The following is a 13778-nucleotide window of genomic DNA, read 5'->3' on the forward strand; positions in this document are numbered from 1 at the left end:
GTGTTCAAATCGGCCTAAACGCGACACCTTCCCCATCCGTTGCCCGGGGTCCCTCCTCTCACTCACTGAGGAGGACGCCATCGGCGCCGGTCCCGTTGCATCGCGTGGGAGATGGTGCGGAGTGGGCGGGTGGTGCGGGAGTGACGCGTTGATGCGCCGTGTCACCAATACAACGCGCGCACAAACCTTTCTGCCTCCACAGCGACCGGATGAGGTGAACCTTGACCTGAAACGTGAGATGAAGTTGACAGCGGCGCGGCGCTCCGGGTCTCCTAGGTCGCATGTCAGTGACCCACGCGCCCCTGCCGACCCGTGACCACGGGTTCCGCTGCGCTGTGCGGGCTCGCTGTCGCTGTTCGAGCTGTTGATGCCTTCCGAGCTCCAGCTGCCCCCGCGTTCCGCACGCGGCGTCTCGTACTGAGACCGCACACCGCGTCCAGATCGCACCTCGCGCCCTTACCGCGCACCTGCCGCCCCATCGCGTCCTTACGGCGCTCACGTCCTTACGGCGCCCTCTCCGCGCCCTTCCCGCCGAGGAACCCCACCGCATGAACAGCGACGTCCAGATCGCCGGTGACCCGCTCGCCATCCCGCATCTGCTGCCGCCCGTACCCGCGCACCCCGCCACCGTCTCGGCCTTCGCGGGCCTGGCCCGCACCATCGCGGCCGACCGCGACGGCTGGGCGCCCCTCGTCCAGTACGACGCCACCAGCCGCTGGTACCACCGGCTGCGCACCGGCCCCGGCTATGAGGTGTGGCTGCTCAGCTGGGTGCCCGGACAGGGCAGCGGCGCCCATGACCACGGCCGCTCCTCCGGGGTGCTGACCGTGCTCCAGGGCGAGCTCACCGAGCGGGTGGGGACGCGCGGCGCGCGGCATGCGCTGCACGCCGGCGCACAGCGCGTCTTCGCGCCCGGTTATGTGCACGACGTGGTCAACGACGCCCTCGAACCGGCCGTCAGCCTGCACATCTACTTCCCCGGGCTGACCGAGATGCCGCTGCACCCCACCCAGAGCGCCGAGTTGCCCGCCGGGGCCGGGGCGGAGGCGCTGGGCGCCCTCGGCGGCTGAGCCGCCCCGAACGCCCCCGATGTCCGAGGCTGCTGCAAGACTGTGCTCCATGCGCATTGTGGTTCTGGCAGGCGGTATCGGCGGCGCCCGTTTCCTTCGCGGTCTGATGTCGGCGGCTCCGGACGCCGACATCACCGTCATCGGGAACACCGGCGACGACATCCACCTCTTCGGCCTCAAGGTCTGCCCCGACCTCGACACCGTGATGTACACCCTCGGCGGTGGCATCCACGAGGAGCAGGGCTGGGGCCGGGCCGACGAGACCTTCACCGTCAAGGAGGAGCTGGCGGCGTACGGGGTGGGACCCGAGTGGTTCGGCCTCGGCGACCGCGACTTCGCCACGCACATAGTCCGTACGCAGATGATGGGCGCGGGCTATCCGCTGAGCGCCGTCACCGAGGCGCTGTGCGCCCGGTGGCAGCCGGGGGTGCGGCTGCTGCCCATGACGGACGACCGCGTCGAGACCCACGTCCTGATCGACGCCCCCGATGGTGAAGGCCGTAAGGCCGTCCACTTCCAGGAGTACTGGGTGCGGCTGCGCGCCTCCGTGCCCGCCCACGCCGTCGTTCCCGTCGGCGCCGACCAGGCCAAACCGGCGCCTGGCGTCCTGGAGGCCATCGCCGACGCCGATGTCGTCCTCTTCCCGCCGTCCAACCCGGTCGTCAGCGTCGGCACGATCCTCGCCGTGCCCGGCGTGCGCGAGGCCATCGCGGACGCCGGGGTCCCGGTCGTGGGCCTGTCCCCCATCGTGGGCGACGCGCCCGTGCGCGGCATGGCCGACAAGGTGCTCGCCGCCGTGGGCGTGGAGTCCACCGCCGCCGCCGTCGCCAAGCACTACGGCTCCGGGCTGCTGGACGGCTGGCTCGTCGACACCGTGGACGCGGGCGCGGTCGAGGAGGTCGAGGCCGCCGGGATCCGCTGCCGGGCGATCCCGCTGATGATGGCGGACCTCAAGGCCACGGCGGCCATGGCGGCCGAGGCGCTGGCGCTGGCGGAACAGGTGCGGGGATGACGGAAGAGGTGCGGGGATGACGGAACGTGCGTCGTACCAGGTGTGGGCCCTGCCCGGGATGCCCGAGGTGCGGCCCGGTGACGACCTCGCCAAGCTGATCGCCGACGCCGCGACCTCGGGTGGTCTGCCGGGGCTCGCGCACGGCGATGTGCTGCTGGTCACCTCCAAGATCGTCAGCAAGGCGGAGGGGCGCGTCGTCGAGGCGGCCGACCGCGAGGCGGCCATAGACGCCGAGACGGTGCGGGTCGTGGCGCGGCGCGGCCGCACGCGGATCGTCGAGACCCGTCACGGTCTGGTCATGGCCGCCGCCGGGGTCGATGCCTCCAACACCCCTTCCGGGACCATCCTGTTGCTCCCCGAGGACCCCGATGCCTCGGCGCGGGCGATCCGGGCCGGGCTGCGGGAGGTGCTCGGCGTGGGGGTCGGCGTCATCGTCACCGACACGTTCGGGCGGCCGTGGCGGAACGGGGTCACCGATGTCGCCATCGGGGCCGCCGGGGTGCGGGTGCTGGACGATCTGCGCGGCGGAGTCGACGCGTACGGGAACGCGCTGAGCGCGACCGTCGTCGCCACCGCTGATGAGCTGGCCGCCGCGGGTGACCTGGTCAAGGGCAAGGCCGAGGGGCTGCCGGTGGCCGTCTTGCGGGGGCTTCCGCAGGTGGTGGCGTTCGAGGGGCTGGACAGGGTTGAGGGAGCTGAGGGGCCTGAGGGAGCTGAGGGGTCTGATCGGCGGGGGGTTGATGAGGACGAGGGCGCGCGGGCGTTGGTGCGCGGCGCCGCGGACGACATGTTCCGGCTGGGTACCTCCGAGGCCGTACGGGAGGCGGTGACGCTGCGCCGTACGGTGCGGGAGTTCACCGATGAGCCGGTGGACGGCGCGGCGGTGCGGCGCGCGGTCGCCGCCGCCGTCACCGCGCCGGCGCCGCACCATACGACGCCGTGGCGGTTCGTCCTGCTGGAGTCGGAGGAGTCGCGGACGCGGCTGCTGGACGCGATGCGGGACGCCTGGATCGCCGATCTGCGCGGGGACGGCTTCTCGGAGGAGAGCATCGCCAAGCGGGTGCGGCGCGGGGATGTGCTGCGCAAGGCGCCGTACCTGGTGGTTCCGTGCCTGGTCGCCGACGGCGCCCATACGTATCCCGACCCTCGGCGGAACACGGCGGAGCGCGAGATGTTCGTGGTCGCGGCCGGGGCCGGGGTGCAGAACCTGCTGGTCGCGCTGGCGGGTGAGGGGCTCGGCTCGGCGTGGGTGTCGTCCACGATGTTCTGCCGCCCGGTGGTGCGCGAGGTCCTGGGCCTGCCGGACGACTGGGACCCGATGGGCACGGTCGCGGTCGGCCAGGCGGCGGTGCCGCCGGTGGCGCGGCCGGAGCGGGGGGTCGAGGGGTTCGTGGTGGTGCGGTAGGTGGGGTTCGCGGTGGGTGGTTGCGGTGGGTGTGCCGTGAGGGCTTGGGGTCGGGTTGTGCGGAGTGGTGGTGCGGTGGGGTCGCGTGCGCGGGGGTTGGGGGCGCGCGTTGTGCGGAGTGGGGGTGCGGGGGCGGGGGTGGTTGCTGGGGTGCGCCTTGGGGTTGGCCGGGGGTGGTTGGGGGTGGTGGTTGGGGGTGGTGGTTGGGGGTGGCTGGGCGCCGTGGGGGCGGTGCGCGGTCGGTGGTGTGGTGGGTGCCGGGCCGGTGGGGCGGCGGTGGGTCGTAGGGTGGCCGCGTGTGTGTGAGACGTGTCTGGAGTCCCCCAGGCCCCTGTGACCTCGCGCGTAACCTCGGTGTGTTGCAGCGAGGGCCGGGGGATCCCGCGTTTCAGGTCGGCGCGGACGGTGCGTTCTGGCGGGCGAGCCGGACTCCGGCCGGGCCCGGGACCCTACGGATCGCGCGCAAGGGCGCGGAGATCGAGGGGCGGGCCTGGGGGCCGGGGGCGGAGTGGCTGCTGGACGGTCTGCCCGCGCTGCTCGGGGCGGACGACGACCCGTCCGCGTTCGTGCCCCGCCATCGGCTGGTCCACGAGACGCACCGGCGTCATCCCGGCCTCCGGCTCATCCGGACCGGACTGGTCCTCGAGTCGCTGATCCCCTCGATCCTGGAGCAGAAGGTCACCGGCGTCGAGGCGTACCGGGCCTGGCGGCTGCTGCTCCAGCGCCATGGCGAGCCCGCGCCCGGGCCGGCCGAGGGGATGCGGATGCGGGTCATGCCCGATCCGCGGGGCTGGGCGCTGATTCCGTCGTGGGAGTGGCATCGGGCGGGCGTGGATGCGAAGCGCTCCTCGACGATTCTGCGGGCGGTGCGGGTTGCTGGGCGGCTGGAGGAGGCGGCGTCCATGGACCTTGCCGCTGCCTCGGCTCGGCTGCGGGTGATTCCGGGTATTGGGCCTTGGACGGCGGCGGAGACGTTGCAGCGCAGTAATGGGACGCCGGATGCGGTCACGGTTGGTGATCTGCATTTGCCGGGGATTGTCGGGTATGCGTTGGCGGGGGTGCGGGGGGTGGATGATGAGGCGATGCTTGAGCTTTTGGCGCCTTATGCGGGGCAGAGGTATCGGGCGGCGCGGTTGATTTTGTTGTCCGGGCGGGTGCCGGGGCGGCGGGCGCCGCGGTTGGCGGTGCGGGACTTTCGGGGGATGTAGGGCTTCGGGTTTTTGGGTGTGGTTGCCGTCGTTGTGGGTGCGGGTGCGGGCGCCGTTGCCGGGTGCGGTTGCCGTTGCCGGGTGCGGGCGCCGTTGCGGGGGCCGTGGGCGCCTTCGGCGATGAGCCCCACCCCGCCCCTTCCCGAAACGATGGGGCTCCGCCCCCTCGGCCCCCGCCGGGGCTCCGCCCCCGACCCCGCTCCTCAATCGCCGGAGGGGCTGGAATGCGGGGCTCCGCCCCGGGCTCGGCTGCTCCTCGGACGCCGGGAGGGCTGGGGTTGCGGGGCTCCGCCCCGGGCCCCGCTCCTCAATCGCCGGAGGGGCTGGATTTTCGCCGGAGAAGCTGGGTTCCTGCCGGAGGGGCTGGGGTTTCGCCGGAGAAGCTGGGTTCCTGCGGGGAGGCCAAGTTTCCGCCGTGGGCGGCTGAGGGTGGGTTGGGGGTGGTGGGCGTCAGGGCGTTACTGGTCGGAGGAGAAGCGGACCGCGCCCGCCGGGATGTCGGCTCCGCACCACACGCGCACTCCGTCTCGTAGCTCGTTGTCGGGGCCGACCAGGGCGCCGTCGCCTACTACCGCGCCCTGGAGGACCGTGCGGGCGCCGATTCGGGCGCCGGCGCCGACGAGGGAGTCGCGGACCTGGGCGCCCTCTTCCACGATGGCGCCCTCCAGCACCGTGCTGCCGTCGATGCGCGCGCCCGCGCCCACCCGGGCCTGGCGGCCGATGACCGTGCCGCCGGTCAGTTTGGCGTCGACCGCGACCGAGGCGCTGTCCAGGACGAGGCGGTCGCCGCAGCGGCCCGGCACGGCCGGGGAGGGGGCACGGCCGAGCACCAGGTCCGCGGAGCCGCGGACGAACGCCTGGGGGGTGCCCAGGTCGAGCCAGTAGGTGGAGTCGACCATGCCCTGGAGGTGGGCGCCCGCCGCGAGCAGACCGGGGAAGGTCTCGCGTTCCACGGAGACGGGGCGGTCGGCGGGTATCGAGTCGATGACCGAGCGGTTGAAGACGTACGCGCCCGCGTTGATCTGGTCGGTGACGATCTCCTCGGGGGTCTGCGGCTTCTCCAGGAACGCGGTGACCCTGCCCCGTTCGTCCGTGGGCACCAGCCCGTACGCGCGCGGGTCCGGGACCCGGGTGAGGTGCAGGGAGACATCGGCGCCCGTCGTGCGGTGGTTGTCGACGAGGGCGCGGATGTCGAGGCCGGTGAGGATGTCGCCGTTGAAGATGAGCACCGGGTCGTCGGGGCCCGAGCGCAGCCGGGAGGCGACGTTGCGGATGGCGCCGCCGGTGCCGAGCGGCTCCTCCTCCGTCACGTACTCCAGGTGCAGGCCGAGCGCGGAGCCGTCACCGAAGTACGGCTCGAAGACCTCCGCCAGGTAGGACGTGGCGAGCACGATGTGCTCGACCCCGGCGGCGCGGGCGCGGGCGAGTTGGTGGGTCAGAAACGGGACGCCCGCCGCCGGGACCATCGGCTTGGGAGTGTGCACCGTCATCGGGCGCAACCGGGTTCCCTTGCCGCCGACCAGGAGGATCGCCTCTGGCGATGGCGTTGCTGGCGCGTTGGTCACGTACGTCTCTGCTTCCTGCTGGGGCTCGCCGGTCGGCGGCCAGTGTATGCAGATCCCCGGACCGCGCCTGATCAGCGCCCCTGGAGGCGGGCGGCCGTCTTCCGTACCGAACCGAGCTTCTTGTAGAGACGCTTGCCGGGACACTCGGTGGCGAAGCCGTCGCGGTGACCCGCGATCACATGGAGCTTTACGCTGGTGCCCTTTTTGTACTTGTTGCCGCCGCCCGACACCAGATGCGTCGTACCGCGCGGATTCCGCTTGAAGAGGCCCAGTTTCCACGCGGTGAGCTTGGCGACGGCCTTCACGGCCTTGGCCGAGGGCTTCTTCGAGGTGAACGTGCCGAGGACGGCGATGCCCATGCTGTTGGTGTTGAAACCCAGCGTGTGCGCCCCGCGTACGGCTTTGGTCACACCGCCCGAGCGGCCTTCGTAGATTTTCCCGCACTTGTCGATGGTGAAGTTGTAGCCGTAGTCACGCCATCCCAGGCTCTTCACGTGGTAGCGGTAGATACTGCGCAACACGGAGGGCGCCTGTGAGCAGCTGTAGTTGTTGCCCGTCACGGTGTGGTGGATGAAGGCGACCTTCACGGTCTTGCTGTAGACATGGCCCGTTTCGCGGATCTTCTCGTCGGCGCCCCAGCCCGCACGCGTGACGATGCCGGGCCGCGGCGCGCTGTAGCGGGCGGCGCCCGCCGTGGCCGCCTCGGCCTCGGCGTCAGCATCGGTGTCGGTGTCGGTGTCGGTGTCGAGCGCGCTGGGCGGCGGGGTGGTGGTTACGGGTACGGAGGCGGAGGGTCTGGGGGTGGTCGGCTTCGCGGACGGCGCGGACGGTGTGGGGGGCGAGGACGGTTTGACGGACGGCCCGGAGGGCCCCCAGGACGGCCTTCCCGGCGAACCCACCACCGTCGGCTTCGCACCCGGCACGCCACCCCCTGACGCCGGCGCCCCGCCCCCCGCCGTCGGTGCCGGATGCCCCGGAAGCGCGCGGAGCGCGGCCCGGCCCGGGTCCGGCGGCGCCGGGGGCTCACCCGGGTCGATCAGCTCCAGCCGCAGCCCGGACGGCAGGTCCGCCGCCCCCGCGCCCTCCGCCCCAGCGTCCGACGCCCGCGCGTCCGCCCCCGCCCCCGCATCCGCCCCCGCCGACCCCACCCCTTCCGGCCGCACCCGCGCCTCGACCGCGTCCGAGGCGCCGACCCACAGCGGCGCGGTGCCGCCGTGCGCCCGTGCGCCACGGAGTTCGGGCGAGTCCGGGTCTGGGGCCTCGTCCCCGTACGGCAGCAGCTCGCGCCATGGCGACCACGCGCCGCCGACCGCGCGGGTACGCACCTGCGCCCGGCCGCGGAGCTCCGCGGCGGGCCGGTCCCAGACGACGCCGACGAGCGAGAACGGCCGTACGCCCGACGCGGTGACGCCCCGCTCGACCGCGGCGTCACCGCGCCCGGCGGCCACGCCCCGGTCCGTCCCGCCGCCCACACGCGAGTCCAGCGAGTCCAACGGGCGCAGCGGCAGCGACCGCGTGGAGCCCGCGGCGACGGTCCGCTCGGCCCGGGCGTGGGCGGTGCCGGGATGCAGGGCGAGGGGAAGGGCGAGGGCGGCGGTGCACGCGACGCCGATCGAGGATGCCAGGTATGCACGCATGATTGAAATCGTCTACATAAGGGGACAAACCTGTCCATTCGGAAGAGCGCACACGTCGCGGACCGTCCGCCGACCCGGACCCCACCGACCCCATCCGCGCGGCATCTTCGGCGCGTAGGCTTGCGCGGGTGAACGCCACCGATCGCACCCCCGCCGACCTGCTGGGATCCGCGCTCGACGCGGACCCCTCCCGCCCGCTCGTGACCTTCTACGACGACGCCACGGGCGAACGCGTCGAACTCTCCGTGGCCACCTTCGCCAATTGGGTGGCGAAGACCGCCAATCTCCTCCAGGACGATCTCGCCGCCGCGCCCGGCGACAGATGCGCACTACTGCTCCCCGCCCACTGGCAGACCGCCGTGTGGCTGGTGGCCTGCTCCTCGGTCGGGGTCCTCGTGGACATCGGGGGCGACCCGGCCTCCGCCGACCTCGTCGTCAGCGGCCCGGACAGTCTCAAGGAGGCACGGGAGTGCTCCGGGGAGCGGGTTGCGCTGTCGCTCCAGCCGCTGGGCGGCCGCTTCCCCCAGCTGCCGGAGGGGTTCGCGGACTACGCCGTGGAGGTGCCCAGCCAGGGCGACCGCTTCGCCCCGTACTCCCCCGTGGACCCGGATACGCCCGCGCTGGCCGTCGGCGGTGTGGAGCTGACGAGCGCCCAGGTGGTGGAGCGGGCGAGCGCCGACGCCGCCGGGCGGGGGCTCGGGCCCGGTTCGCGGATCCTGTCGGGGCTTTCGTACGGCACCTGGGAGGGGCTCTCGTACGGGCTGTACGCGCCGCTGGCCAGTGGCGGTTCGGTGGTGCTCTGCCGCCATCTGGACCGGCTGGACGAGAAGGAGCTGGCCGGGCGCAAGGAGAGCGAACGCGTCACCGCCACCACACCCTGAGGTGACGGCCGCCACCCACACCCTGAGAACAACAGCCTCCAACCCCAGCCCTCCACCCCTCCCCTGACCCGTCCGGCGGACCGAGAGCCGAGTCCACGGGCCGCGCCGCCCACCCCGCGCGATGATCTACGGATACGTACAACCATGTACGGGCTTCGCATGTCTGTTCCGTTAATCGGTATCCCGGCATGCGATGCCGCTCCGCCCCCCGGGCGGAAGACGGGTGGGAGGACGCGGACGTGACGACCGACAGCTCTGAGCCCGCGCCGAGACGCAGGCGCCGCTGGCCGCGCGTCCTGGCGCTGGGCGTGGCCCTGCTGGTGCTGTCGGCCGCCGGGGTGGGCTGGTGGTTCTACGAACGCCTCGACGGCAATATCCGCACCGACACCCGGACCGCGAACGAGCTGAAGAAGTACGAGGCCGAGCGGCCGGTGTCGGTGGTGCGGGACGCGCAGAACATCCTGCTGATCGGCTCCGACAACCGGGGCGGCAAGGGCAACGGAAAATACGGCAAGGACACCGGCACCCAGCGCTCGGACACCACGATCCTGCTGCACCTCCAGGCCGGCGGCAAGAGCGCCACCGCCGTCTCCATCCCGCGCGATCTGATGGTGGACATCCCCGCCTGCGAGGGGCCGGACGGAAAGCGCACCCAGGCCCGGTTCGCCCAGTTCAACTGGGCGTTCGAATCCGGTGGCGCGGCCTGTTCGATCCGCACCGTCGAGAAGCTGACCGGGATCCGCGTCGACCACCACATGATCGTGGACTTCAGCGGCTTCAAGCGGCTGGTGAACGCGGTCGGCGGAGTGGAGATGTGCCTGAAGGAGCCCGTGGACGACGCCGAAGCGCATCTGAAGCTGCCCGCGGGCCGTCAGGTCCTCCACGGCGAGCAGGCCCTGGGCTATGTGCGCGCCCGGTACAGCATCGGCGACGGCAGCGACACGGAGCGTATCGGGCGGCAGCAGGAGTTCCTGAGCTCGCTTGTGAAGAAAGTGCAGAGCAATGGTGTGCTGCTCAATCCCGCGAAGCTGTATCCGGTGCTCAACGCCGCGACGTCCTCGCTGACCACGGATCCGGGCCTGGATTCGCTCAAAGATCTGTACGCTCTGGTGCGCGGGGTGCGGGACATCCCGCGGGACAAGATCCGCTTCCTCACGATTCCGCGGCAGCCCTACACGTACAACAAGAACCGCGATGAGCTCGTCCAACCCGACGCCGACCGGCTGTTTCGGCAGTTGCGGCTGGACCGGCCGGTGCCGGTGTCCCACGCCGTCACGGCCTCGGCGGGTGGCGGACCCGAAGCCGCCGATCTCACCGGGTACCAGGGGACGACCGCGGCGCGCGGCATCTGCGAGTAAAAGAACCATAAGGGCAGCCCATGAATCGTGAAGGATCAGATAAGGATTGGGCAGATTGCCCAGTTGTAGGGAAGTGGAATTTGTCACCGGCGTCGCTTGACGCTGATCTGGACGGATAGTGTGAGCGATCCGGTGCGCTCTACGAGGTGGCCGCGCACTGCACGAAGACAGATGGAGCGCCTTGAGGGGGAGGCGCCGCGTGGCACCGACGGAGGACACAGGCGACCGTGGACGCGCAAGGCCCTGGCGGGGCGGGTGACTTCGACCCAGCCGATCAGTGGGTGTTCGACCCGAATACGGGCAACTACGAGCTGCGGCTGAATCCCGCCGAGACATCGGCGGACGACACCACGGAGCTGCGACGGGTCTCCAGATCATCGAGCGATGACGGCACCACCGGCTCCGAGCCCAGAGGGCGCCGCCGCGCGGCCAAACGGGAGGCGGAGAAGGAGCAGGCGGCCGGCCCGGTCAGCCGTCGCAAGCCGAAGCCGAAGAAGTCGAAGACGAAGAAGGCACTCTACTGGGGCAGCGGCACCCTGGCCTTCCTGCTGGTGGGCGGTTCGGCCGCGGCGTACTTCGTCTATCAGCACCTGAACAACAACATCAGCAAGGTCGACGTCGGCGAGAACAACGCCGCGGTCTCCGACGGCCCGATGAACATCCTGCTGATCGGCACCGACCGCCGGGACGGCAAGGGGAACGAGGGCTACGGCGACGCGGGGAGCGTCGGCCACGCCGACACCACCCTGCTGTTCCACGTCTCCGAGGACCGGTCGAACGCGACGGTGCTGAGCTTCCCGCGCGACATGATCACCGACATCCCGGACTGCACGGTGAAGAAGGACGGCCGGAGGAAGAAGATCCCGGGCGAGGACGAGGTGCGGTTCAACACCAGTCTGGGGCAGGAGGGCCGCGACCCCGGCTGCACCTGGCAGACGGTGGAGAAGATCACCGGGCTGGAGATCGACCACTTCATGATGGCCGACTTCAACGCGGTCAAGAGCATGTCCACGGCGGTCGGCGGGGTGGACATCTGCCTCGGCAAGGACATCAACGACCCCAAGTCGCACCTGAATCTGAAGAAGGGGCGGCATACGGTCAAGGGCGAGCAGGCCCTGGCGTTCGTCCGGACCCGGCACGCCGTCGGCTTCGGCGGCGACCTGGACCGGATCAAGCTCCAGCAGCAGTTCCTGAGCTCGCTGATGCGCAAGATGAAGGCCAGCGGGACGCTCACCAACCCGGGCAAGATGTGGGACCTGGCCCAGACGGCCACCAAGGCGCTCACCGTGGACACCGGGATCGGCACCGTCTCCAAGCTGGCCTCGCTGGGGAAGAACCTGAGCAAGGTTGATCTCAAGAACGTCACCTTCGCGACGGTTCCGGTCGTCGACAACACCGACGGTGCGACCGTGCTGCTCGACAAGACCAAGGCCGAGCCGCTCTTCTCCATGGTCCGGCAGGATGTCTCGCTGACCGAGGTCAAGAAGAAGGAGAAGGCGGCCAAGAACGAGCAGGCGGAGCGGCTGAAGGGGCCGAAGGCCGATCCCGCCGATGTCCGGGTCAAGGTGCTCAACGGCAGCGGGCAGTTCGGCGCCGCCCAGGAGACCGTCGACTGGATGCAGAACACCGAGGGGATGTCCCGCACCAGCAACGGCGGAAACGCTCCGTCAGAACTGAAGAAGACGACGCTGGAGTACGCTCCCAACCAGGCCGACCAGGCGCGTCGGCTGGCCGACAGCATGGGGCTGCCCGCCTCCGCCATGAAGGAAGGCACGAAGGACGCCGAGCCGATGGCGGAGATGACCCTGACGCTGGGCGCGGACTTCAAGGGCGCCGGCACACCGATCTCCGCCCCGTCGAAGGCGCCGAAGGACATTCAGAGGGTCGAGGCCGACGACAAGGACGTCTGCGCCAAGTGACCGTCGCCGGCCAGCGGATCCACCCTCGTCCATCGGGCCGGACGACCGAGAGACTGCGGGGAGGGCCCGATGCGGGAGAGCAGTGTGCGGGGGGAGAGAGGGCGGCGGGCCACCGTTCCCGAACCACGTGACAACGGTGAGGACGACAGCCCGCCGGAAGGGGAGGGCCCCGCGTCGCACGGCGCGGGGCGCCGGCCGGGTGGTCAGGGGCGGCCGAAGCGGAGCCGCGGGGTGCGGATCCTGCGCTGGACCGCCCTGACGCTGGCCGTGCTGGTGCTCGGCGCGGCCGGCGCCGGATATTTCTACTACGAACACCTGAACGGCAATCTGAAGAAGGAGGATCTGGACCTCGGCGACAGCAAGATCGGCAAGCCCGAGCCCAACGCCGAAGGACAGACCCCCCTCAACATCCTGCTCATCGGCTCCGACAGCCGGAACACCGCGGAGAACGTCAAGCTGGGCGGTGCCAAGCAGGACGCGGACCGCAAGCCGCTGGGCGATGTGCAGATGCTGGTGCACGTCTCGGCCGACCGCGGCAACATGTCGGTGGTCAGCATCCCGCGCGACACCCGGGTGACCATCCCCCGGTGCACCGATCCGCATGACGGCACGGTGTATCCGAAGACCGAGGGGGCCATCAACCAGTCGCTCCAGCACGGCGGCCCGGGGTGCACGGTCGCCACCTGGAAGGAGCTCACCGGCGTCTACATCGATCACTTCATGATGATCGACTTCTCCGGGGTGGTCTCCATGGCGGACGCCATCGGCGGCGTCCCGGTGTGCGTGGACAACAACGTCTACTCGCATGACAGCAAGGGCCATGGCTCCGGGCTGAAGCTGACCAAGGGCACCCACAACGTCAAGGGCGTCCAGGCCCTCCAGTGGCTGCGCACGCGCTACGGCTTCGAGGACAACAGCGACATCGGCCGGGCCAAGGCCCAGCACATGTATATGACGTCGATGATCCGCCAGCTGAAGTCGGGCACCAAGCTCAGCGACCCGGGCAAGCTGATGGACCTCGCGGAGGCCGCCACCGACGCGCTGACCGTCGACCACGGCCTCGGGACCGTCAAGAAGCTGTACGACCTGGGCAATGACCTCAAGCGGGTGCCGACCAAGCGCACCACGATGATCACCATGCCCTGGGAGTACGGCGGTGGCGGGGGGTACGTACTGCCCAAGCCGGGCGACGCCGAGCAGACCTTCTCGCTGCTGCGCAACGACATAAGCCTGGACGGCAGGGACAAGAAGAAGCCCGACGCCACCCCGGCGCCCACCGCGCCCAAGGAGCAGCTCCCGGTGGTGGTGCAGAACGGCACCGCGAGCACCGTCCTGGGGCCGGTCTCCGGCCGGGCGGCGGTCATCACCTCCGAGCTGGCGCGGCTGGGCTACGCCAAGGCCACCGCGAACACGGTGCTCATCTCGCAGGCCGACACCACCGTCCTCTACCCGGACGAGCCCCGGCAGGGCGACGCCCTGGCCGTGGCCAAGGCGCTGAAGCTGCCGAAGTCCGCGGTGAAGTCGTCGAAGTCGGTGCGGGAGATCACCCTGGTGGTCGGCAACGACTGGCGCGAGGGCACCGCCTATCCGAAGGCGGCGGCGGACGACGGCGACAAGACGCCCAAGAGCGCGGACGCGCTCAACGGCGAGGAGAAGGGCTGTATGAAGGTCAACGCGGGCTACACCTTCTGACGACCGACCGACCGCCCGTCACGGCATGCGG

Annotated in this window: 10 protein-coding genes; 8 read left to right on the forward strand and 2 right to left on the reverse strand. The window is 71.0% G+C overall.

Annotated features, from left to right (window positions below):
* The first annotated feature begins 548 nt into the window (after positions 1-548).
* The 4 genes from ACT2CW_RS44430 (at position 549) to ACT2CW_RS44445 (ending at position 4695) form a co-directional block, all read left to right on the forward strand.
* Positions 549-1070, forward strand: a complete 522-nt coding sequence (locus ACT2CW_RS44430; protein ID WP_445520711.1) for a cysteine dioxygenase — start codon at positions 549-551, stop codon at positions 1068-1070.
* A gap of 49 nt (positions 1071-1119) precedes the next feature.
* Positions 1120-2082, forward strand: coding sequence for a 2-phospho-L-lactate transferase (gene cofD / locus ACT2CW_RS44435; RefSeq protein ID WP_164437226.1), 963 nt, complete (start codon positions 1120-1122; stop codon positions 2080-2082).
* A gap of 16 nt (positions 2083-2098) precedes the next feature.
* On the forward strand, positions 2099-3487 hold the full coding sequence (locus ACT2CW_RS44440; protein ID WP_445520712.1) for a coenzyme F420-0:L-glutamate ligase: 1389 nt from the start codon (positions 2099-2101) through the stop codon (positions 3485-3487).
* Positions 3488-3783: 296 nt separating this feature from the next.
* Positions 3784-4695, forward strand: coding sequence for a DNA-3-methyladenine glycosylase family protein (locus ACT2CW_RS44445; protein WP_445520713.1), 912 nt, complete (start codon positions 3784-3786; stop codon positions 4693-4695).
* 458 nt (positions 4696-5153) lie between these two features.
* On the opposite strand, the gene ACT2CW_RS44450 is transcribed toward ACT2CW_RS44445, so the two are convergent.
* The gene (locus ACT2CW_RS44450; protein ID WP_164437220.1) at positions 5154-6260 is read right to left on the reverse strand and encodes a sugar phosphate nucleotidyltransferase; all 1107 of its coding nucleotides are present in this window, start codon (positions 6258-6260) and stop codon (positions 5154-5156) included.
* A 71-nt stretch (positions 6261-6331) separates the two neighbouring features.
* A complete protein-coding gene (locus ACT2CW_RS44455; protein ID WP_445520714.1) occupies positions 6332-7897 on the reverse strand; it encodes a peptidoglycan recognition protein family protein in 1566 nt (521 codons plus the stop codon).
* A 128-nt stretch (positions 7898-8025) separates the two neighbouring features.
* Here ACT2CW_RS44455 and ACT2CW_RS44460 point away from each other — a divergent pair, with 128 nt between their 5' ends.
* The 4 genes from ACT2CW_RS44460 to ACT2CW_RS44475 all read left to right on the forward strand — a co-directional run bounded on the left by ACT2CW_RS44460 (position 8026) and on the right by ACT2CW_RS44475 (position 13747).
* Positions 8026-8778: a TIGR03089 family protein gene (locus tag ACT2CW_RS44460; RefSeq protein WP_445520715.1), complete on the forward strand. Its 753-nt coding sequence runs from the start codon at positions 8026-8028 to the stop codon at positions 8776-8778.
* 239 nt (positions 8779-9017) lie between these two features.
* A complete protein-coding gene (locus ACT2CW_RS44465; protein ID WP_414082299.1) occupies positions 9018-10136 on the forward strand; it encodes an LCP family protein in 1119 nt (372 codons plus the stop codon).
* A 227-nt stretch (positions 10137-10363) separates the two neighbouring features.
* On the forward strand, positions 10364-12055 hold the full coding sequence (locus tag ACT2CW_RS44470; protein ID WP_445520716.1) for an LCP family protein: 1692 nt from the start codon (positions 10364-10366) through the stop codon (positions 12053-12055).
* 69 nt (positions 12056-12124) lie between these two features.
* Positions 12125-13747 carry an LCP family protein gene (locus ACT2CW_RS44475; protein WP_164434506.1) on the forward strand — a complete coding sequence of 541 codons (1623 nt, stop codon included), beginning with the start codon at positions 12125-12127 and terminating at the stop codon, positions 13745-13747.
* Positions 13748-13778 lie beyond the last annotated feature (31 nt).

Source organism: Streptomyces sp. NEAU-174 (genome assembly GCF_052665095.1).